Origin of the sequence: Aeromonas sp. s5, from assembly GCF_040907865.1 — a bacterium.
Classification (GTDB): domain Bacteria; phylum Pseudomonadota; class Gammaproteobacteria; order Enterobacterales; family Aeromonadaceae; genus Aeromonas; species Aeromonas dhakensis.
Map to the genome: position 1 here is coordinate 1 of NZ_JBFOCO010000013.1, position 20,836 is coordinate 20,836.

At 62.8% G+C, this 20,836-nt stretch carries 16 protein-coding genes; 9 read left to right on the plus strand and 7 right to left on the minus strand.

The genetic code is table 11. The features are described from left to right. Positions 1-286 precede the first annotated feature (286 nt). The 3 genes from prmA (at position 287) to AB5Y94_RS08880 (ending at position 3,167) form a co-directional block, all read left to right on the plus strand. Positions 287-1,165 (plus strand): 50S ribosomal protein L11 methyltransferase, encoded by an 879-nt coding sequence (gene prmA, locus AB5Y94_RS08870; RefSeq protein ID WP_005298012.1) that lies wholly within the window; start codon positions 287-289, stop codon positions 1,163-1,165. A gap of 387 nt (positions 1,166-1,552) precedes the next feature. Further along, positions 1,553-2,530 carry a D-2-hydroxyacid dehydrogenase family protein gene (locus tag AB5Y94_RS08875; protein ID WP_368205360.1) on the plus strand — a complete coding sequence of 326 codons (978 nt, stop codon included), beginning with the start codon at positions 1,553-1,555 and terminating at the stop codon, positions 2,528-2,530. 73 nt (positions 2,531-2,603) lie between these two features. Then, positions 2,604-3,167 carry a sugar O-acetyltransferase gene (locus tag AB5Y94_RS08880; protein ID WP_368205361.1) on the plus strand — a complete coding sequence of 188 codons (564 nt, stop codon included), beginning with the start codon at positions 2,604-2,606 and terminating at the stop codon, positions 3,165-3,167. A 367-nt stretch (positions 3,168-3,534) separates the two neighbouring features. Here AB5Y94_RS08880 and AB5Y94_RS08885 read toward each other — a convergent pair whose 3' ends face one another. Further along, a complete protein-coding gene (locus AB5Y94_RS08885; RefSeq protein ID WP_368205362.1) occupies positions 3,535-4,083 on the minus strand; it encodes an NAD(P)H nitroreductase in 549 nt (182 codons plus the stop codon). Between the two features lie 106 nt (positions 4,084-4,189). After that, positions 4,190-6,211, minus strand: a complete 2,022-nt coding sequence (locus AB5Y94_RS08890) for an NADPH-dependent 2,4-dienoyl-CoA reductase (RefSeq protein ID WP_017788394.1) — start codon at positions 6,209-6,211, stop codon at positions 4,190-4,192. Between the two features lie 310 nt (positions 6,212-6,521). On the opposite strand from AB5Y94_RS08890, the gene sppA reads away from it, so the two are divergent. Beyond that, entirely contained in the window at positions 6,522-8,366 is a 1,845-nt protein-coding gene (gene sppA, locus AB5Y94_RS08895; RefSeq protein WP_368205363.1) for a signal peptide peptidase SppA, read from the plus strand. Positions 8,367-8,426: 60 nt separating this feature from the next. Here the strand turns inward: sppA and AB5Y94_RS08900 are convergent, their stop codons facing one another. Next, entirely contained in the window at positions 8,427-8,984 is a 558-nt protein-coding gene (locus AB5Y94_RS08900; RefSeq protein ID WP_017781495.1) for an NUDIX domain-containing protein, read from the minus strand. 6 nt (positions 8,985-8,990) lie between these two features. After that, positions 8,991-9,758, minus strand: a complete 768-nt coding sequence (locus tag AB5Y94_RS08905) for a DUF2989 domain-containing protein (RefSeq protein ID WP_085946928.1) — start codon at positions 9,756-9,758, stop codon at positions 8,991-8,993. Between the two features lie 243 nt (positions 9,759-10,001). Here AB5Y94_RS08905 and AB5Y94_RS08910 point away from each other — a divergent pair, with 243 nt between their 5' ends. Beyond that, the gene (locus AB5Y94_RS08910; protein WP_102988105.1) at positions 10,002-11,432 is read left to right on the plus strand and encodes a glyceraldehyde-3-phosphate dehydrogenase; all 1,431 of its coding nucleotides are present in this window, start codon (positions 10,002-10,004) and stop codon (positions 11,430-11,432) included. A gap of 40 nt (positions 11,433-11,472) precedes the next feature. Next, positions 11,473-11,766 (plus strand): YeaC family protein, encoded by a 294-nt coding sequence (locus tag AB5Y94_RS08915; RefSeq protein ID WP_017766723.1) that lies wholly within the window; start codon positions 11,473-11,475, stop codon positions 11,764-11,766. 372 nt (positions 11,767-12,138) lie between these two features. Here the strand turns inward: AB5Y94_RS08915 and ansA are convergent, their stop codons facing one another. Then, positions 12,139-13,146, minus strand: a complete 1,008-nt coding sequence (gene ansA / locus AB5Y94_RS08920; RefSeq protein ID WP_017780301.1) for an asparaginase — start codon at positions 13,144-13,146, stop codon at positions 12,139-12,141. A 514-nt stretch (positions 13,147-13,660) separates the two neighbouring features. Between ansA and gltS the strand changes: the two genes are divergently transcribed. Next, complete coding sequence (gltS, locus tag AB5Y94_RS08925) at positions 13,661-14,860, plus strand: sodium/glutamate symporter (protein ID WP_005297985.1); 1,200 nt, start codon at positions 13,661-13,663, stop codon at positions 14,858-14,860. A gap of 185 nt (positions 14,861-15,045) precedes the next feature. Here the strand turns inward: gltS and AB5Y94_RS08930 are convergent, their stop codons facing one another. Next, positions 15,046-16,917 (minus strand): methyl-accepting chemotaxis protein, encoded by a 1,872-nt coding sequence (locus tag AB5Y94_RS08930; protein ID WP_017780299.1) that lies wholly within the window; start codon positions 16,915-16,917, stop codon positions 15,046-15,048. Between the two features lie 254 nt (positions 16,918-17,171). On the opposite strand from AB5Y94_RS08930, the gene prfB reads away from it, so the two are divergent. Together prfB and lysS are read left to right on the plus strand one after the other, a co-directional pair. Then, positions 17,172-18,270, plus strand: a protein-coding gene (gene prfB / locus AB5Y94_RS08935; protein WP_099358782.1) for a peptide chain release factor 2 whose coding sequence is annotated in 2 segments (ribosomal slippage) — positions 17,172-17,246 and positions 17,248-18,270 — 1,098 coding nt in all. Because the reading frame shifts where the segments join, the coding sequence is not laid out codon by codon here. Positions 18,271-18,294: 24 nt separating this feature from the next. Then, on the plus strand, positions 18,295-19,830 hold the full coding sequence (lysS, locus tag AB5Y94_RS08940) for a lysine--tRNA ligase (RefSeq protein ID WP_005297982.1): 1,536 nt from the start codon (positions 18,295-18,297) through the stop codon (positions 19,828-19,830). 115 nt (positions 19,831-19,945) lie between these two features. Here the strand turns inward: lysS and AB5Y94_RS08945 are convergent, their stop codons facing one another. Next, a complete protein-coding gene (locus tag AB5Y94_RS08945; RefSeq protein ID WP_368205364.1) occupies positions 19,946-20,752 on the minus strand; it encodes a PhzF family phenazine biosynthesis protein in 807 nt (268 codons plus the stop codon). Positions 20,753-20,836 lie beyond the last annotated feature (84 nt).

Here is a 20,836-nt window from a genome sequence, read left to right on the forward strand (position 1 = left end):
CCGCTTTCTTGCCACATTGCACCCTGCCACCTGGGTATGCAGCCCCCGGCCACTCTGCAGGCAAAAAAAAAAAGCCACCCGAAGGTGGCTGAAAAAGATGACGGAACTTTCCTAGAGCAAAGCATTCAGCGGGAACAGGTTGCTTCCCGTCACCCAATGAGGAATACATGAACCGTGCCAACTCGGCAAAGTCCGCCTCCTCCACCACACTGCATGGGCAAACCACGACAGCACACGCCCATGATGATAGAATCCCGCGGTTTCACATTTATGAAGAGTCGACGCCATGCCCTGGATACAAATTCGAATCAACGCCACTGCCAAGACCGCAGACAAGGTGAGCAACATGCTGCTGGGGCGTGGTGCCCAGGCGGTGACCTTTATGGATGCCAAGGATGTGCCCGTCTATGAACCCATGCCGGGTGAAACCCCGCTGTGGGGCGAGACCGAAGTAATGGGGCTGTTCGACGCCGAAACCGATCCGGCACCCACCATCGCCTTCTTCCAGCAGATCTTCGGTGAAGATGTGGGCTACAAGGTGGAGCAGCTGGAAGACAAGGACTGGGTGCGCGAGTGGATGGATCACTTCCACCCCATGCAGTTCGGCGAGCGCCTGTGGATCTGCCCGAGCTGGCGCGACGTGCCAAACCCGGATGCGGTCAACGTCATGCTGGACCCGGGTCTGGCCTTCGGTACCGGTACCCACCCCACCACGGCGCTCTGCCTGCAGTGGCTGGACGGGCTGGATCTGGCTGGCAAGACAGTGGTCGACTTTGGTTGCGGCTCCGGCATCCTCGGCATCGCCGCCCTGAAACTGGGCGCGGCCCGGGTCATCGGCATCGACATCGATCCGCAGGCCATCCAGGCCAGCCGTGACAACGCGATGCGCAATGGCGTCGCCGATCAGATCGAGCTCTACCTGCCGGCGGATCAGCCGCAAGATGTCGAAGCAGACGTGGTGGTCGCCAACATCCTGGCCGGCCCGCTGCGCGAGCTGGCGCCGCTTATCGCCGGCCACGGCAAGGCGGGCAGCCTGATGGCCCTCTCCGGCGTGCTGGAAAGCCAGGCGCCGGAGCTGGAGACCATCTACGGCCAGTGGTTCGAGATGGACCCGACCGCCGTCAAGGAAGAGTGGTGCCGCCTCTCCGGCCGCAAACTCGGCTGATAAGCAACAAGCCACGGCGGCTGCCAACCCATCGGCCGCAAACTCGGCTGATAAACAACAAGCCACGGCGGCAGCCAACCCATAGGCCGTAAACTCGGCTGATAAGCAACAAGCCACGGTGGCTGCCAACCCATCGGCCGTAAACTCGGCTGATAAGCAATAAGCCACGGCGGCTGCCAGCCCATCAGCTACAAACTCGGCTAAGCGGCACTTGCCAAACTATCAACGGGGCTCCCACACGGGAGCCCCGTCTGTTTTCGGCCCGCCGGCGGCAGCCGCTTCTTCGCTGATTCCACCACCCAGCGCCATACATGCTCATTTGACCACACAGCTCACCCCGTTTCCGGTAGGATAGGCCGCCAGTCCCCCCTGCGACACGGAGTGCTTATGCGGATTGCCATACTGGATGACTATCAGGATCAGGTGCGTCATCTACCCTGCTTTACCCGCCTGGCGGGCCACGACGTCACCATTCTCACCCGAAGCGAACCTGACCCCGAGCGCCTTGCCGCCAGGCTGGCAGGGGTGGAGGCGCTGGTGCTCATCCGCGAGCGCACCCGCATCGACGAAGCCTTGCTGCGCAGACTCCCCTCCCTTCGCCTCATCAGCCAGACCGGCAAGATCAGCCAGCATATCGACCCCCTCCTGTGTCAGCGCCACGGGGTGGCCGTCGCCGAAGGCATCGGCAGCCCGGTGGCGCCCGCCGAGCTCTGCTGGGCCCTCATCATGGCGGCCTCCCGCCACCTCCCGGCCTATTGCCATGCCCTCGCCCAGGGGCAGTGGCAGCAATCCGGCACGCTGGGGCTGGGGCGTACCTTGCAGGGGCTGACGCTCGGCATCTGGGGCTACGGCAAGATTGGCAGACTGGTGGCCGGTTACGGTCGGGCCTTCGGCATGTCGGTGCTGATCTGGGGCAGCGAGGGCTCCCGCCGGCAGGCCGAGCAGGATGGCCATGCCAGCGCCAGTGACAAGGAGAGCTTCTTTCGCGAGGCCGACGTCCTCTCTTTGCATCTGCGCCTGAACGAGGCCACCCGTGGCTGCGTGACCCGCGCCGATCTCGCGCGGATGAAGGCCGACTCCCTGCTGGTCAACGTCAGTCGGGCTGAGCTTGTCGAGCCCGGAGCCCTCTATGCCGAACTCGCCGCCAACCCGACCCGGCGCGCAGCCCTCGACGTGTTCGACGCAGAGCCCGCCACGGCGCAGAGCGAGCCTTTGTTGCGCCTGCCCAATGTGCTGGCGACGCCTCATCTCGGCTATGTGGAGCGCAACAGCTACCAACGCTACTTTCAGGCCGCCTTTGACAACCTGATTGCCTTTGCCGAGGGCAAGCCGACCAATCTGGTGCTGCCCGTAGCGGGCCGCTGATCACGGTTATCCGGCGACCGGGCCGCTAGCATGTATAACCCAGGCGCCACAAAGACAAGCCACAGGAGCCCCCATGACCGAGTACGACAAGATGATCGCCAGCCAGCCTTACAACTGCATGGCACCGGAACTGGATCTGCTGCGCCAGGAGACGGCCCGTCTGTACCGCCGCTTCAATCGCAGCGACGAGGAGGATGAACAGCTGGCGCTGCTGCAGCAGATCGTCGGCGAGCTGGCCCAGGGTGCCTTTATCTGCCCGCCCCTCTACTGCACCTATGGCCGCCACATCTACCTTGGCGAGCGCAGCTACATCAACATGGGGGCCACCCTGCTGGACAATGCCCCCATTCGCATCGGCGCCGAGGTGATGATAGGGCCGAACGTACAGATCTACACCGCCGCCCATGCGCTGGATGCCGATGAACGGATCCAGGGGGTGGAGACCGCGCTGCCGGTCACCATCGAGGACAGGGTCTGGATTGGTGGCGGCGCCATCCTGCTGCCCGGCGTCACCATAGGGCGGGAGGCCATCGTGGGCGCCGGAGCCGTGGTCACCAAAGATGTGCCGGCCGGTGCCCGGGTGGCCGACAACCCGGCCCGCGTGCTGCCCGCCAAAGGCAAGACGCCGGTAAGCTAGCAGCACGCTCCTAGAACTACCTGTAGAGCCGGCACCAGGAAGTGAAGGGAACCTACACCCGAAAAACGCCCATAAAAATGAAGCCCAATGTCATCAAGACGTTGGGCTGTAAAAAGGTGCTACGGAATTGCGACTCTCATCGCAGAAAATTAGAAGGGGTCACCTTCTAAACTGGCACAGGGATATTAACGAGGCGCAAACGTTTTACATAGCGTAATAAACCAGGATTGAGAACGGCATCTCACTATTTAAAAAATTCCCTGCCAGCCACGGCCTGCCTCTTGGCAATTTTTCATTTATCAGTACAGCCTGTCGCCAGAAACAAAAAAGCCCTGACAAGTCAGGGCTTTATCGACAGTTCATCAGACTAGAAGCGACGCACGAACTCGCTCACCGGCAGCTCGCGCAGCTTGCGGGCCTCCAGCATGGGGGTGCCGAGGTAGAGGAAGCCCACCAGCTGATCGTCTGTGCCAAGGCCAAGGCCGGCCTGGATCTGCTCGTCAAAGATAAACCAGCCGGAGCGCCAGATGCCGTTGAAGCCCTGGGCCTGGGCCGCCATCTGCATCGCCATCAGGGCGCAGCCGGCGGAGAGCTCCTGTTCCAGTCGCGGAACCTTGGGGTGCTCCTGATGGCGGGTCGCCACCGCGATCACCAGGGGTGCGCGCAGCGGAGCTTCCCGGCACTTCTTGATGCTCTCTTCATCCTCACCGCGGCTACGGGCGGCTTCCGCCAAAAGGGTGCCCAACCGCTCGCGGCCCTCCCCTTCGAACAGGATGAACTGCCAGGGGGTCAGGGTGCCGTGATCCGGCGCCCGCAGCCCGGCCTTGAGGATATTGTCGAGTACCTCGCCGACGGGAGCCGGCTCGGCCAGACGGCCACAGGAGTGACGGTTGAGTAACAGATGGAGGGCATCCATGAGCAGTTCCTTGTCAGGGGCTATGATGGCGCTACCTTAGCACAGCACCAGATGAAGAAAACCCCTGGGCTTCAGGGGGTTGTCGCAATACATGGCGGCCCGTCGACTAGATGACCGCCGCCAGCTCGGCCCCCTGGCGGATGGCGCGCTTGGCATCCAGCTCGGCGGCCACGTCGGCCCCGCCGATGATGTGTACCGGCTTGCCGGCAGCCTGCAGACCGGCCTGCAGCTCCTTGAGGGGCTCCTGGCCGGCGCAGATGATCACCTGATCCACCGGCAGACACTGCTGCTGGTCGCCCACCCGGATGTGGAGCCCCTCGTCGTCGATGCGCAGGTACTGCACGCCGGAGAGCATCTCCACCTTGCGGTTCTTGAGCACGGTGCGGTGGATCCAGCCAGTGGTCTTGCCCAGGCCGTCGCCCACCTTGCTCTCCTTGCGCTGGAGCAGCCAGATCTGGCGCTCGGGGGCGTCGATCACCGGGGTCGTCAGACCGCCGCGCTCGCCGAGCTGCTTGTCGATGCCCCACTCCTTGAGCCAGTGATCCCGGCTCTGGCCCCCATCCGCCCGTTTTTCCACCAGATATTCGGCCACGTCGAAGCCGATGCCGCCGGCACCGATCACCGCCACCTTCTCGCCCACCGGCTTGTGATCCCGCAGCACGTCCAGGTAACTCAGCACCTTGGGATGCTCGATGCCCGGAATGTTGGGGGTGCGCGGGCGGATGCCGGTGGCGAGGATCACCTCGTCAAAACCGCCGCCGAGCAAGCTCTCGGCGCTCTGGCGCTGGCCCAGATAGAGCTCGACGCCGCACTTCTCCAGCCGCTTGGCAAAGTAGCGCAGGGTTTCGTGAAACTCTTCCTTGCCCGGGATCTGCTTGGCGAAGTTGAACTGGCCGCCGATCTCGCTGGCCTGATCGAACAGGCTCACCTGATGGCCACGCTCGGCGGCGTAGCAGGCAAACGCCAGCCCGGCCGGACCGGCCCCCACCACCGCCAGTTTCTTGGGCTGAGGCACCCGGCCGAAGTTGAGCTCGGTCTCGAAACAGGCGCGCGGATTGACCAGGCAGGAGGCACGCTTCTGCTTGAAGATGTGGTCGAGGCAGGCCTGGTTGCAGGCGATGCAGGTGTTGATCTCGTCCGCCCTGTCTTCGGCCGCCTTGATGACAAATTCGGGGTCGGCCAGGAAGGGGCGCGCCATGGAGACCATATCCGCCTCGCCGCCCGCCAGAATGCGCTCGGCCACCTCGGGGGTGTTGATGCGGTTGGTGGTGATAAGCGGCACCTTGAGGTGTTTTTTCAGCTCCGCCGTCACCCAGCTGAAGGCACCGCGCGGGACGCTGGTGGCGATGGTGGGAATGCGCGCCTCGTGCCAGCCGATGCCGGTGTTGATGAGGGTGACACCTACCTGCTCCAGCGCCTTGCCGAGCGCAATCACCTCTTCCAGCGTCGAGCCCTGCTCCACCAGATCCAGCATGGAGAGGCGGAAGATGATGATGAAATCCGGCCCGACCCGCTCGCGGATGGCGCGGACGATCTCTACCGGGAAGCGCATGCGGTTTTCGCTGCTGCCACCCCAGCCATCGGTGCGCTTGTTGGTGCGCTCACAGATGAACTGGTTGATGAGATAGCCTTCCGAGCCCATCACCTCGACCCCGTCGTAGCCCGCGCTCCTGGCCAGCTGCGCGGTGGCGGCGAAGTCGCGGATGGTGCCGCGGATCTGCCGCTCGCTCATGGCGCGCGGCTTGAACGGAGAGATGGGGGCCTTGAGGGCGCTCGGCGCCAGGCTGAACGGATGATAGGCGTAGCGGCCGGCATGGAGGATCTGCAGCGCTATCTTGCCCCCCTCCTGATGCACCGCACTGGTCACCTTCTTGTGCTTGGCCACCTGCCAGGGAAAGCTCAGCTGGGAGCCGTGGGGCACCAGTCGGCCACGCAGGTTGGGGGCGATGCCGCCGGTCACGATGAGGCCGACCCCGCCCCGGGCCCGCTCGCCATAGAAGGCGGCCAGCTTGTCAAAGCCCCCCTTCTCCTCTTCGAGGCCGGTGTGCATGGATCCCATCAACACGCGGTTGCGCAGCTGGGTAAAGCCCAGATCGAGGGGGGTCAGCAGGGTCGGGTAACGGCTCATCATGAACTCCTTGTCGGGGCCGGGCTGGATGGCACCACGCCCATCCCCCGCCGTCCGGACTCAGGCCTGGAACAAGGCGGCAGCATGGGTGGGCGGCTCACAGGGCCTCCAGTTAATTTTTTGTTATCAAACCGAGGCTAGAGTAAAGAATCAAAAATGCTTTTTCAAACAAATGTTTGGACAATTTTTCGGCGAACAGACGTGTTCCGAACTCACCGGCTCCGATCCTCTCCAAGCGGAAATGGCATTTCACCGGCCAACTGGTTAATAATGGCGCTTCCCTCCCCATTAACAGGGCGATAACGCGACTATGTCTATTTTCAAAGGTCTGGGTTGGCTGTTTCGCAGCCTGTGGCGCCTGCTCAATTTCACCCGGCTGATGCTGGTCAATCTGCTGTTTCTCGTCGTGGTCTTGATCATCGTTTTCAGCGTCAGCCAGAAAGAGGCCCCCAGCGCCCCCATCGAAGGGGCCCTCACCCTCAATCTCTCCGGCGTACTGGTGGAACAGCGCTCGCAAACCGATCCCACGGTGCAGCTGCTGCGCCAGGTGGACAACAGCGACGAACTGCCCAGCGAGATCGTCCTCTCCGATCTGCTGTGGGCCATCAAGAACGCCAAGGATGACGATCGCATCAAGGCGCTGGTGATCAAGCCCCAGGGGCTGCAGGGCACCAGCTTCTCCAAACTGCAGGAGGTGGCGAGCGCCATCGATGCATTCAAGGAGAGCGGCAAGCCGGTCATCGCCATGGCAGACTTCTACACCCAGGGCCAGTACCTGCTGGCCGCCCACGCCGATCACGTGCTGCTCAACCAGAGCGGCGCCGTGGTGATCGAGGGACTCGGCGTCTACCAGACCTACTACAAGTCGGCGCTGGAGAAGCTCAACATCACCCCGCACGTGTTCAAGGTTGGCACCTACAAGTCTTTCGTCGAGCCCTATACCCGCGACGAGATGTCCCCCGAGAGCAAGGAGGCGAACCAGCGCTGGCTGGATCAGCTGTGGCAATCCTATGTGGCCGACGTGGCCGAGCAGCGTGAAATCGAACCGGACGCCGTGGCGCCGGGCAAGGATCGCTTCCTCGAGCTGTTGCGCAAGGCCGGCGGCAACGCGGGCAACTACGCCCTCGACAACGGTCTGGTGGACCAGTTGGCGACCCGCGACGAGATGACCCAGGCGGTGATCAAGGAAGTGGGCGAGAGCGATGACCACGGCTGGAAGGGGGTTGGCCTCAAGGAGTACCTGGCCGCCATTCCGAGCCAGTATCCCCAGAGCGGCAAGGATGAGGTGGGCCTCATCGTCGCCAGCGGCGCCATCATGGATGGTATCCAGCCTGCCGGCACCATAGGCGGTGACAGCCTCTCCGATCTGCTGGCCGATGCCCGCCGTGACGACAAGGTGAAGGCCGTGGTGCTGCGGGTCGACAGCCCCGGCGGCAGCGCCTTCGCCGCCGAGCAGATCCGCGCCGAGCTGCTGGCCCTCAAGCAGGCCGGCAAGCCGGTGGTGATCTCCATGGGCAGCTACGCCGCCTCCGGCGGTTACTGGATCTCCGCCGATGCGGACAAGATCTTCGCCTCCCCCACCACCCTCACCGGCTCCATCGGGGTGTTCGGCATGTTCGCCACCATCGACAAGGCGCTCTCCCAGTACGGAGTGCACACCGACGGCATCGGCACCACCGACTATGTCGGCGTCGGCCTGACCCGTGCCCTGCCGGAACACGTCGGCCAGGCGATCCAGCTGAGCGTGGAAGATACCTACCAGCGCTTCGTCGGTCTGGTCAGCAAGGGCCGCGGCCTGAGCCCGGAAGAGACCGAGAAAGCGGCCGAGGGCCGGGTCTGGACCGGCCAGGATGCCAAGGCGCTGGGCCTGGTGGACGAGTTTGGCGATCAGGAGGCGGCCATCAAGGCGGCAGCCGAGCTGGCCAACCTCAAGGAGTGGCAGGTCGCCCCCATCGAGCAGGAAGAGTCGGCCAAAGACAAGTTCCTGCGCCAGCTGTTCGACAGCAGCGCCCAGGTGCTGGCTTCGCACCTGCAGAGCTGGCTGCCGGCCGGCCTTGGCAAGGCGCTGGTGGAGGTGAACCGCAGCCTGGACCCGCTGACCCGCTTCAACGATCCGCAGGGCACCTACGCCCTCTGCCCGGTCTGCACGCCCTGATCGGCAACCGACGCAAAAAAACCGCCAATCGGCGGTTTTTTTATGGTGCAGTGAAAGTGCTCAGCCCAGCAGGCCGGCACCGTGCCAGTGCTGCAGTTCTGCCAGCACCCGGGTCTCCCGCGCCGTCCACTGGGGGCAGGAGCCCGCCAGCTGGGTCTTGTTGGTCTGCAGCGCCTCGGCCAGCTCGAACCAGCCCGGCGTGAAGCCGAGCCTTATCTCGTAGGGCTGGGGCCGCGGCTCGCTCCAGTTCTCCCCCACCTGACAGAGGTAGTAGAAGGAGCGGATGCAGTAGGCGTCGTAGTCGGCCTCGCGGGCCGGACGGTACTCCCGCGTCTGCCCGAGCAGGGCGCCGACCGCCACCAGCTCGGCGCCACACTCTTCGCGCAGCTCGCGGGCCAGGGCCGTGTTGTGGCACTCGCCGTGCTCGATGCCACCACCAGGAAACATGAGATCGCCGTTGACACTGGAGTGCACCAGCAGCAGCTGGTCGCCACGCAGCACGATGGCCCGGACTGTGACCCGCTCCAGCTGGCGGCCATCCGTATTGACCCGGCCGTGGGTGAGCCGGATGTCGAAGGGGTGCGGCCAGTCGCTGGCCAGAGGTTCAATGTGGTTCATCAGGACTCAGGGACGATAGGTTCCGCTTTTCAGCTGTTCGACCAGGATGGCGGCCTGGCTGTCCAGCCCCTCCTGCTGTTGTTTGCTCAGGGAGTGGTAGAGGCTGAAACGGCTGGCCGACACCTCGGCGGCGTTCTGGAACGACTCGCTCACCTTGCCCCACAGATAGGCCTGCCCGTACTCCTTCTGGCCCATGTAGAGGGTGCTGAGGGAGGTGAGGATGCGGCCGTTCACCTGATCCCCTTCCCGGTAGAGAGAGAGGGCGTGCTGCATCAGCGCGATGGCCTTTTGCGGCTCACGCTTGGCATAGATGCCCCCGAGCGCCAGCTGCAGTTCAGGCTCTTCAAGCGCGGGCTGCCCCTCCAGCGCCAGAAACTGCTGGCGGGCCAGCTCGTTGGTGTTGTTGGTCCAGTGCCAGAGCAGCAGATAGGGATCCTTGGCATTGCGGGTGGCGGCATCGAGCTGGGCCAGCTGGTCGCCAGCCGCCAGCATCCCCTCCACCCGCGGGCTCTTCTGCTCGCGGGCATTCTTGTACTCGATGTTGGTGGAGCGTTCGGCACATTTGAGGTAGCGCTCCAGGTTGCGCATCAGCTCATACTTGCGCCGATCCGTCCCCTCCTCCTTGAGATAGAAGCGGCTGCGAATGATGTCGGTACGCTCGTAGCGGCACCAGCCATCGTCTACCAGATCCTGACAGAGCTCGGGATGGTTGCTGCAAATATTGTGGATCCGGTCGTCATTGCAGCCCGCAACGGCAAGGCCGACGGAAAGCATGATGAAGGTCTGTCGCAGGGGCAAATTGGCCATGGCTCACATCTTGTTGAAAACGCAGGTTGATAACAACGGGAGCCTCGAGCGGCCACCTACGGCTAGCAAACCGGTTACATATCCATTACAATGCGCGCGCCGTATAAGGCCGCGACTGCAGAATAATATAACGAAATATACACCCCTACACTGATCTGCATTCGACGAATTTCTATTTGCCCCAACAACGTGAAATAAAGGATCTGGTTAATGACCCACGAGCACTATCTGCAGGCGTGGCAGGAGAGCCAGGAGCTCGCCGAAGCCATGCAACCCCTGATCGGTCGCCTCTACCGTCAGCAAGGGATCGAGATCACCATCTTCGGACGCCCGCTGCAAAACGCCTCCACCATCGATATCCTCAAGGCCCACCGGGTCGTTCGCCGCCACCAGGGAGCCCCCCTCCCGATCCAACAGAGCTTTCCCCTGCTGCAAGCCATCCTGGCCCTGAACCCGACCGCCGCCGAGATCGATCTGGGCAAACTGGCCGTGGGTTACTGGCAGGATCACCAGGATGAAGCCGGCATCGACGACTACCTGCGTGCCAAGCTGGCACCGGCCCTGGGTCGCGGCGTACCGGCTCCGACCGACGTGGTGCTGTACGGCTTCGGCCGCATCGGCCGTCTGCTGGCCCGGTTGCTGATCGAGCGCACCGGCGCCGCCAACTCCCTGCGCCTGCGCGCCATCGTGGTGCGCGGCGGTCGCGATGGAGATCTGGAGAAGCGTGCCAGCCTGCTGCGCCGTGACTCGGTACACGGCCCCTTCAACGGCTCCATCGAAGTGGATGTGGAACGCAGCGCCATCATCGCCAATGGCACCTTCATCCAGGTGATTTACGCCAACAGCCCGGCCGACATCGACTACACCGCCTACGGCATTCACGATGCGCTGATCGTCGACAACACCGGCGTCTGGCGTGACGAGGCGGGTCTGTCCGAGCACCTCAAGGCGCGCGGCGCCGCCCGGGTGCTGCTGACCGCTCCCGGCAAGGGGGAGATGAAGAACGTGGTGTTCGGGGTCAACCACGAGGTAATAGGCCCGGATGACAAGATCATCTCCGCCGCCTCCTGCACCACCAACGCCATCACCCCGGTGCTCAAGGTGATGCAGGACAAGTACGGTATCCGCCACGGTCACGTGGAGACGGTCCACTCCTACACCAACGACCAGAACCTCATCGACAACTATCACAAGGGCGAGCGACGCGGTCGCAGCGCGGCCCTCAACATGGTGATGACCAGCACCGGCGCCGCCAAGGCGGTGGCCAAGGCGCTGCCCGAGCTCAAGGGCAAGCTGACCGGCAACGCCATCCGGGTGCCTACACCCAACGTGTCGCTAGCCATCATCAACCTTTCGCTGGAACAGACCACCGATCGGGAGAGCCTCAACGCCTATCTGCAGCAGATGGCGCTGAGCTCTGCCCTGCATCGCCAGATCGACTTCAGCGCCAGCACCGAGCTGGTCTCCTCCGACATGGTGGGCTCCCGCTTTGCGGGCATCGTCGACTCCCAGGCCACCATCGCCGAGGGGGATCACTGCGTGCTCTACGTATGGTATGACAACGAGTTCGGGTACAGTTGTCAGGTAGTGCGGGTGATGGAGCAGATGGCTGGCGCAGTCCGCCAAGATCTGCCGGTCTGATCCCGATTCGTCATGGCTCAATGTGCAAGGAGAAGGCCGGATGTCGTTTCAACAAGGTGAGTTTTTGCAAGCAATCAGGCAGATGCCCAAAGAGGTGTACGAACGCCTCAAGACGGCGGTCGAGCTCGGCAAGTGGCCTGATGGCAAGCCGCTCACCGACGAGCAGAAGGCCACATCGCTGCAGGCTGTGATGGCTTGGCAGGCGATGCACCTCGACAACCCCGAGCACATGAACATCGGCCGTGACGGCGAGATCGTGATGAAGAGCAAGAGCGAGCTCAAGCGTCAGTATCGCGACGAGGAAGAGATAGTGCGGGTCGACCTCAGCCACTGAGGCAGGCCGCACGTCACCTATCGCGGTAACGAAACGAAAGAGGGGAGCCATGATGGCTCCCCTCTTTTTTATCTCTGCCGAGTGATACCCCTCATCCCCAGCCCTTCTCCCGCCAAGGGAGAAGGGAGCAGGCTCGCAGCTGCGAACCGTAAGCGGGCCACCTGCCGGCGATCTTCATGGCAAACCTCGCCACCTCGATCTATCCCCTCTCCCCCCATGGTAGGGAGGTCAGAAGCTGTTCACGACCTGTCGCGAGAAGGCGTCAGCAAGGTGAAGAGCAGCGCAGGAACCGGAGTGTATACGCATACATGAGGATTCCGAGCAGCACATGAGCCTTGATCACGGCTTCGCAGTAAGGTCGTGGACAGTTTCTCAGGGGGTCAGCTCACCCCGCAGGGACTGCTGCATAAGCTCGCGGATGCGCGGCGCCGGCAGATCCTGGCTCAGCAGGAAGTGCAGCTTGGTCAGCGCCGCCTCGGCGGTCATGTCAAAGCCCGAGATGACCCCGGCGCGCGACAGGGCGTTGCCGGTGGCATAGCCCCCCATGTTGACCTTGCCGTGCAGACACTGGCTCAGGTTGACGATGATGACGCCACGCGCCGATGCCTCGGAGAGCAGCGCCAGCATGGCCGGATTCTGCGGCGCATTGCCCACCCCGAACGAGAGCAGGATCAGCGCCCGCACCGGCTGCTGCAGGATGTTCGCAATCACCTCGGCCGAGATGCCGGGATAGAGGGTCACCACCCCGATGGGCTGGGGGGTGATGTCGTGCAGCACCAGCGGCCGCTCGGACGGCACGCCCAGCTCGCCTGCCTCCAGCGAGATGGCGATGCCGGCGTTGAGCAGCGGCGGGTAGTTCGGCGAATCGAAGGCGTGGAAGCCGTCGGCGTGTACCTTCTTGCTGCGGTTGCCGCGATAGAGCTGGTTGTTGAAGAACAGCGTCACCTCGTGGATCGGGTAGTTGGCCGCGATGTAGAGGGCATTGAGCAGGTTCTGCTGACCGTCGGAGCGCAGCTCGGCGAGCGGGATCTGGGAGCCGGTAATGATCACCGGCTTGTGCAGATCTTCGAGCATGAAGGAGAGCGCCGAGGCAGTGAACGACATGGTGTCGGTGCCGTGCAGGATCACGAAGCCGTCGTATTTCTCGTAGTTGCCTTTAATGTCCTCGGCGATGCGCTGCCAGTCCGCCGGCGTCATGTCGGAAGAGTCAATGAGGGGCGCATATTCGTGAATATGGTAATCCGGCATCTCGGGACGATGGAACTCGGGCATCCGCGCCAGACAGTCTTCCATGAAGCCCGCCATCGGCACATAGCCGTGGTCGGAACGCTGCATCCCTATGGTGCCGCCTGTGTAGGCGATATAGATGGACTTCTTCACACCCTCTCCTCTTTGATGGGCACAACAGCCGCGAATCGTGGCTCAAACGGGACGAAACGGTGGCATCGACTGCCTGCCGCATTCGCCATGGGCCGAAAGCCCGCACATGATAGCGCGCCAGGCCGCCGGCTCACATCCCACCAGTGCCGTCCGCGGGCCAAAAACCGCCGAATTATAGGGACTGGCGCCCCAAATGACAGCTAGGAAATAGCCCTCACCCCGGCTTGCACCGCGACTAACCCGATAGTGTTAAATTTCACAACAAACACAATGAGTGACCATTTATCTGACAAATGTGGATATAAGTGGTGTTTTTTGCTACTATCCGCTCGATTTTTCATAAATCTCATCTGGATGCCTGATCAATTCAGGCCCGCACCGGTCCCATTCTTACGTGGGGCGGGGGCATGTCGCCCCCTTCTTTGTTGGCACCTGAGCCACACTGTTTTTATCCCGGCTGAATCTGTGAGTCTGCATCAACGAAAGACACAGCCAATCAACATGGGAGTACTGAATGCTACAACTTGATTCCTACGCCACCCTGGTCGCAGCCACCCTGGTGTTGCTGCTCGGTCGTCTGCTGGTGACCCGAGTCGGGCTGCTGCGCACCTTCAACATCCCCAAACCGGTTGCCGGCGGCCTGGTGGTCGCCCTGGTGCTGCTGCTGCTGCGCTCCACCCTGCAGATGGAGCTGCAGTTCGATACCAGCCTGCAAACCCCGCTGATGCTGGCGTTCTTCGCCTCCATCGGTCTCTCCGCCGATCTCGCCAGCCTCAAGCGCGGCGGCAAGGCGGTGCTCACCTTCCTGCTGGTGGTCACCGGCCTGCTGCTGGTGCAGAACAGCCTGGGGGTGGGTCTGGCCACCCTGCTCGGTCTGGATCCCCACATGGGGCTGCTGGCCGGCTCCATCACCCTCTCTGGCGGCCACGGCACCGGGGCGGCCTGGGGCGCCACCTTTACCGAGAAGTACGGGGTGCAATCCGCCGCCGAGCTCGCCATCGCCTGTGCTACCTTCGGCCTGGTGCTGGGGGGCCTCATCGGCGGCCCGGTTGCCCGCTATCTGGTGAAGAAGGTGCAGGTGCCCGGCGAGGAGCACAACCGGGACGACGCGCCGCAAGGCTTCGAGATGCCGGACATGGAGCGCCCGCTCACCACCTTCAGCCTGATCGAGACCCTGGCGCTGATCGCCATCAGCCTGAAGGGGGGCGAGATGCTCTCCGCCTATCTCAAGGGCGGCGCCTTCGAGCTGCCGGTGTTCGTCTGCGTGCTGTTCGTCGGCGTGCTGCTGCGCAACGTGCTGACCCTGCTCAACTGGCACGAAGTGAGCGACCGCGAAGTCTCCCTGCTCGGCAACGTCAGTCTGTCGCTGTTCCTGGCGATGGCGCTGATGAGCCTGCGACTGTGGGATCTGGCCAACCTGGCGCTGCCCATCTTCATCCTGCTGGCGGCCCAGACCGTGGCCATGGCGCTCTACGCCATCTTCGTCACCTTCCGGGTGATGGGCCGCAACTATGATGCGGCCGTGCTGGCAGCGGGCCACTGCGGCTTTGGTCTGGGGGCCACCCCCACCGCCATCGCCAACATGCAGGCCATCACCCAGCGCTTCGGCCCCTCCCACCTGGCGTTTCTGGTGGTGCCCATGGTGGGCGCCTTCTTCATCGACATCATCAACGCCATGGTGATCAAGCTGTTCCTGGCACTGCCCTTCCTGTAATTCCTTTCCCGTCAGACGTATATGAACAGAGCCCACCCCCTGGTGGGCTCTGCCATTTCTGCTAGCCAGCTTCTCTGCACCACTTACTTCATGGATAGCCGTGGCGAGACCCATAAACAAAAAACCCCGCACTCGGCAGAGTGCGGGGCTTGGTCATGGCGGCCGTACTCGCCGCGTTCAAGCACTTACAGGATAAAGGTCGAGACCTGCTTGTTCAGGTCGGTGGCCCGCCCCTTGAGGCTCTCGGCCTGATCCAGATCTCGCATGGCAGCGGCGGTGATCTCGTCACTCACATCCTTGATGGCGGTGGTGTTCTGGGTGATCTCGCCGGTCACCTGGGTCTGCTCCTCGGCGGCCGTGGCGATCTGGCCCGCCATGTCGGAGATGAGGCTGACTGCCTGGGTGATCTCTTCGAGCGCAGCGGCAGCGGCATCGGCATCTTTCACGCTGTTGTCCGCCAGCCCCTGGCTGGTCTGCATCAGGCTCACCGCACGGGCCGTGGTCTGCTGCAGGGTCTCGATGGTGGACTGGATCTCCTGGGTGGAGTCCTGGGTACGGCGCGACAGCACCCGTACCTCGTCCGCCACTACCGCGAAACCGCGACCCTGTTCACCGGCGCGGGCCGCTTCGATGGCCGCGTTCAGCGCCAGCAGGTTGGTCTGCTCGGCGATGCCCTGAATGGTGGAGAGGATGCCGGAGATGGCCTGGGCGTGGCGGCTCAGCTCGCCGATCACCTCGGTCGCCTGCCCCACTTCCTCGGCCAGACCGTTGATGGACTGACGGGTCTGGTTCACCAGCATCTTGCCCTGCTCACTGCTCTGGGCAGACTGCTGGGCCGCGGCGGCGGTGTTCTCGGCGTTGCCGGCGATCTCCATGGTGGCACTCGCCATCTCGGTGACGGCGGTGGCGACCATGGTCACCTCCTGTTGCTGGCGCTGCAACTCGTCCACGGCGGCCTGGTTGGTCACCAGACTGCGCTCGGCATCGGCGTTCAGCTCGTTGGCCAGCTGGCGGATGTTGCCGATCAGCTGGTGCTGGCTGCCGACGAAACGGTTGAAGCTGTTGGCCAGCTGACCCACCTCGTCGTTGGTGTCGATCTTGATGCGCTGGGTCAGATCGCCGTTACCGTCGGCGATGCGGGCCAGGGCCTGGGAGACCTTGCCAAGGGGCCCCAGCAGCAGGCTGACCAGCCAGGAGATGGCGAGGATGCTGCCCACCAGCACCAGCAGGGCCAGGCCGAGCTGGGTCATCAGCAGGGAGGAGAGCGGCGCCTCCAGGGTTTCTTTGTCCAGCACCAGCACCAGCTCCCAGTCGGTGTCTGGGATATCCACTGCCCACAGCAGCTTGTCGCGCCCTTCGCCGTCGAAATAGGCCGGCACCAGGCTGTTGCTGGTCTTGCTCTGCTCAATCAGGGCATTGGTCAGATCGTTGTCGATCTCGGTGGCCGGTTTCATCGCCTTAGCGGCGTCCTTGTAGGCGATGACGGTACCGTCCTTGTGCATCATGATGGCGAAACCGTCGGCCGGCAGCTTCATCTTGGTGACGTCTTCCACCAGGGAGGCGATGGAGAGGTCGCCGCCGACCACGCCGCCCTGCGCCGGCTGGGCCAGGGTCACCACCATGATGTTGTAGGCCACGTCAAGGTAAGGCTTGGTGACGATCATGCCACCCTTGCCCATCGCCTCCTGATACCAGCCGCGGGAGCGGGGATCGTAGCCGTCACGGTTGATAGAGGGATCGGAGTCATTCATCTTGCCGCTGCTCTCGCCAAAGTAGGTGAGCTGGAAGCGGCCGGAGACTTGCGCCTGTTGCAGGGCGTTGAGGGGTTCTGCACCGGCCTTGTTGCCGAGCGCCTGAATGACGTCGCGACGGGCCGCGAGCCAGTCACTGACGCTGGCGGCCTGCTGGTTGCCGAGGCGCTGCACCTGTTCCTGACTGCCTTGCAGCAACAGGGACTTCTGGCTGGTATAGCTCTGCCAGGAGAGCAGCAGGATCACCAGCGAGAGGGCGATGACCACTGACAACAGTATCTTCTGCTTGAGTGATAGATTTTTCATCATGCGTTCTTCTTATGGAGGTCAGGAACAGGATTTCCCAAAAAGTGCACAGCACTGCGTAGTTATTAACGACCCGTCGGCACAAAACTGAACCGGAAAATGGGGCGGTGGGCGATATTTTCCACCGAGTTGGGGAAAACTGCACCAGAAATTGACTACCGGACACGCACAAGGACAGCCGACCCTGTTTATTCCTTCCACAATTGGCTAGAATATCCCGTTTTTAAATCACATCGACCCCGAGAGTTTTCACGATGTTTGAAGTCAATCCTGTATTAAACAAGCTTAAGGAGCTGTCTGAGAGGACCGAGCTGCTTAGGGGGTACCTTTGACTATGACGCCAAGAAAGAGCGTCTAGAAGAGGTCAACGCCGAGCTGGAACAGCCGGACGTCTGGAATGAACCCGAGCGCGCACAGGCGCTGGGCAAAGAGCGCGTCGCGCTGGAAAACGTGGTTGGCACCATCGACACCCTGACCCAGGGTGCTGACGACGTCGCCATGCTGGTCGAGCTGGCCGTGGAAGGTGAAGACGAAGATACCTTCAACGAAGCCGTGGCCGAAGCCGACGTGCTGGAGTCCAAGCTGGTGGACCTCGAGTTCCGCCGCATGTTCTCCGGTCAGCACGATCCCTCCGACTGCTACATCGACATCCAGTCCGGCTCCGGCGGTACCGAGGCCCAGGACTGGGCCAACATGGTGCTGCGCATGTACCTGCGCTGGGGCGATGCCCACGGCTACAAGCCCGAGCTCATCGAATGCTCCGAAGGCGACGTGGCCGGCATCAAGTCCGCCACCATCAAGTTCACCGGTGAGTACGCCTTCGGCTGGCTGCGCACCGAGACCGGCGTGCACCGCCTGGTGCGCAAATCGCCGTTCGATTCCGGCGGTCGTCGCCACACCTCGTTCTGCTCCGTGTTCGTCTACCCCGAGATCGACGATGACATCGACATCGAGATCAACCCGGCCGACCTGCGCATCGACGTCTACCGTGCCTCCGGCGCCGGTGGTCAGCACGTCAACCGGACCGAATCCGCGGTACGTATTACCCACATTCCCACTGGGGTCGTGGTACAGTGCCAGAACGATCGTTCCCAGCACAAAAACAAAGATCAGTGTATGAAGCAGCTGAAGGCCAAGCTCTACGAGCTGGAAATTCAGAAGCAGAATGCCGAGAAGCAAGCCCTCGAAGAGACCAAGTCCGACATCGGCTGGGGCAGCCAGATCCGTTCCTATGTGCTGGATGATGCGCGCATCAAGGATCTACGTACCGGCGTCGAAACCCGCAATACCCAGGCGGTACTCGACGGCGATCTGGACAAGTTTATCGAAGCTAGCCTGAAGTCAGGCCTGTAAAAAAACAGAACAGCAGGAATCACCATGTCTGAACAAACCACCACTCCGGAAGTCGACCAAACTCTCGAACTGAACAACGAGATGCAGGAGCGTCGTTCCAAGCTGGCCGCCTTGCGCGCCCAGGGCAACCCCTTCCCCAACGACTTCCGTCGTGACCACCTCTCCGGCGATCTGCACGCCGAGTTTGGCGACAAGAGCGCCGACGAGCTGGCCGCACTGGGTAAACGGGTGAAGATTGCCGGTCGCATCATGACCCGCCGGATCATGGGCAAGGCGTCTTTCGCCACCCTGCAGGACATGGCAGGCAAGATCCAGGTCTACGTCACCCGTGACGACCTGCCGGAAGGCTTCTACAACGAGCAGTTCAAGAAGTGGGATCTGGGCGACATCGTGGGTGTCGAAGGTACCCTGTTCCGCACCAACACAGGCGAACTCTCCGTTCACGTCTCCGACATTCGCCTGCTGACCAAGGCCCTGCGCCCGCTGCCCGAGAAGCACAAAGGTCTGACCGACCAGGAAGCCCGCTGCCGTCAGCGTTACCTGGATCTGATCGCCAACGAAGAGTCCCGCAAGACCTTCGTGACACGTACCAAGGTCGTGGCCGGTATCCGCAAGTTCCTGAACGACAAGCGCTTCATGGAAGTGGAAACCCCCATGATGCAGGTCATCCCGGGTGGCGCCTCTGCCCGTCCGTTCATCACCCACCACAATGCGCTGGACATCGACATGTACCTGCGTATCGCTCCGGAACTCTATCTGAAGCGTCTGGTGGTCGGTGGTTTCGAGCGTGTCTACGAGATCAACCGCAACTTCCGTAACGAAGGTATCTCCGTTCGCCATAACCCCGAGTTCACCATGCTCGAGTTCTATATGGCCTACGCCGACTACATCGATCTGATGGATCTCACCGAAGAGATGCTGCGCACCCTGGCGCAGGACATCCTGGGCGACACCAAGATCCGTTACGCCAAAGAGGGCGAAGAGGGCCTGACCATCGATTTCGGTCAGCCGTTCCAGCGCCTCTCCATGGTTGACTCCATCCTGAAGTACAACCCGGATGTGACCCGTGACGATCTGGCGACCCTGGAGAAGGCCACCGCCGTCGCCAAGCGCCTGCACATCGAGCTGATGAAGAGCTGGGAGCTGGGCCACGTGATCACCGCGATCTTCGAAGAGACCGTGGAGCACATGCTGCTGCAGCCGACCTTCATCACCGAGTACCCGGCCGCCGTCTCTCCGCTGGCCCGTCGCAACGACCAGAACCCGGACGTCACCGACCGCTTCGAATTCTTCATCGGTGGCCGCGAGCTGGCCAACGGCTTCTCCGAGCTGAACGATGCGGAAGATCAGGCCGAGCGCTTCCAGGCTCAGGTTGACCAGAAAGCCGCAGGTGACGACGAAGCCATGTTCTACGACGCCGACTTCGTCACCGCGCTGGAACACGGTCTGCCGCCGACTGCCGGTCAGGGTATCGGTATCGACCGTCTGGTGATGCTGTTCACCAACAGCCACACCATCCGCGACGTCATCCTGTTCCCGGCTCTGCGTCCGCAGAAGTAAGGCCGTAGTAGAACGCTGCCGTCCATGGCAATCAAAACGCCCCGCCACTGCGGGGCGTTTTTTTATGGCGGACACAAACCGGTGGCGAACGCTCAAGCCGCCGTCAGGCTCGCGCTTATGAGGCTGGCGGCAACAGCCACTCCCCCTGCCACAGGGTGACGGCCTGACCCGCTATCAGCACCCTATCTCCCTGCAATTCAAGCCGCAGCACCCCACCCCGAGACGAGATCTGGCGGGCCCGCAATTGCTGTTTGCCTAGCCGCTCGGCCCAGAAGGGCACCAGGGCGCAGTGGTTGGAGCCGGTCACCGGATCCTCATCTACCCCGACCCAGGGGGCGAAGTAGCGGGAGACGAAGTCATGGTCCGGATCGCGCGAGGGCGCCGTCACCATCAGGCCGCGACCGGGCAGCGCGCGCAGGGCCTGAAAATCTGGGCTGAGCGCGCGGACCTCCTCCTCGCTGGCGAGCTCCAGCAAGAACTTGGCGCCAGCCGCCAGGGTTTGCAGCGGCTGGCAACCGACCGCAGCCGCATAGGCCGGATCCAGAACGAGCGGCACCGGAGCAATGTGCGGGAAATCGAGCCAGATCCACTCCCCTTCGCGCCGGGCCAGCAGCTCGCCGCTGCGGGTCTCGAAGTGTATGACCTCATCCCCAGCCACCGCCCCCGTCTGCCATAGCACGTGGGCCGCCGCCAGGGTACCGTGACCACAGAGATCCACTTCCAGCTCGGGGGTAAACCAGCGCAGCTGGTAGCGGGCATGGCCAAGGGGCACCAGAAAGGCGGTCTCCGACAGGTTGAACTCGGCCGCCATGGCCAGCAGGGTGGCATCCGGCTGACTCGGCCCCAACGCCACCACCGCCGGGTTGCCGCCAAAGGGGTGCTGGCTGAAGGCATTGACATGAAACAAGCTGATGGTCGACATTCACGCTTCCTGTGTGGGTAATACGGGCTCATTTATCACCCTTTATACCATGAGAGCCCTGTCGACCTGAGTCGCTTTACGCCC

Excerpts from the sequence above, each read along its gene's own strand:
- prmA (WP_005298012.1), top strand. The coding sequence starts at position 287 with ATGCCCTGGATACAAATTCGAATCAACGCCACTGCCAAGACCGCAGAC.
- AB5Y94_RS08875 (WP_368205360.1), top strand. The coding sequence starts at position 1,553 with ATGCGGATTGCCATACTGGATGACTATCAGGATCAGGTGCGTCATCTA.
- AB5Y94_RS08880 (WP_368205361.1), top strand. The coding sequence starts at position 2,604 with ATGACCGAGTACGACAAGATGATCGCCAGCCAGCCTTACAACTGCATG.
- AB5Y94_RS08885 (WP_368205362.1), bottom strand. The coding sequence starts at position 4,083 with ATGGATGCCCTCCATCTGTTACTCAACCGTCACTCCTGTGGCCGTCTG.
- AB5Y94_RS08890 (WP_017788394.1), bottom strand. The coding sequence starts at position 6,211 with ATGAGCCGTTACCCGACCCTGCTGACCCCCCTCGATCTGGGCTTTACC.
- sppA (WP_368205363.1), top strand. The coding sequence starts at position 6,522 with ATGTCTATTTTCAAAGGTCTGGGTTGGCTGTTTCGCAGCCTGTGGCGC.
- AB5Y94_RS08900 (WP_017781495.1), bottom strand. The coding sequence starts at position 8,984 with ATGAACCACATTGAACCTCTGGCCAGCGACTGGCCGCACCCCTTCGAC.
- AB5Y94_RS08905 (WP_085946928.1), bottom strand. The coding sequence starts at position 9,758 with ATGCTTTCCGTCGGCCTTGCCGTTGCGGGCTGCAATGACGACCGGATC.
- AB5Y94_RS08910 (WP_102988105.1), top strand. The coding sequence starts at position 10,002 with ATGACCCACGAGCACTATCTGCAGGCGTGGCAGGAGAGCCAGGAGCTC.
- AB5Y94_RS08915 (WP_017766723.1), top strand. The coding sequence starts at position 11,473 with ATGTCGTTTCAACAAGGTGAGTTTTTGCAAGCAATCAGGCAGATGCCC.
- gltS (WP_005297985.1), top strand. The coding sequence starts at position 13,661 with ATGCTACAACTTGATTCCTACGCCACCCTGGTCGCAGCCACCCTGGTG.
- AB5Y94_RS08930 (WP_017780299.1), bottom strand. The coding sequence starts at position 16,917 with ATGAAAAATCTATCACTCAAGCAGAAGATACTGTTGTCAGTGGTCATC.
- lysS (WP_005297982.1), top strand. The coding sequence starts at position 18,295 with ATGTCTGAACAAACCACCACTCCGGAAGTCGACCAAACTCTCGAACTG.
- AB5Y94_RS08945 (WP_368205364.1), bottom strand. The coding sequence starts at position 20,752 with ATGTCGACCATCAGCTTGTTTCATGTCAATGCCTTCAGCCAGCACCCC.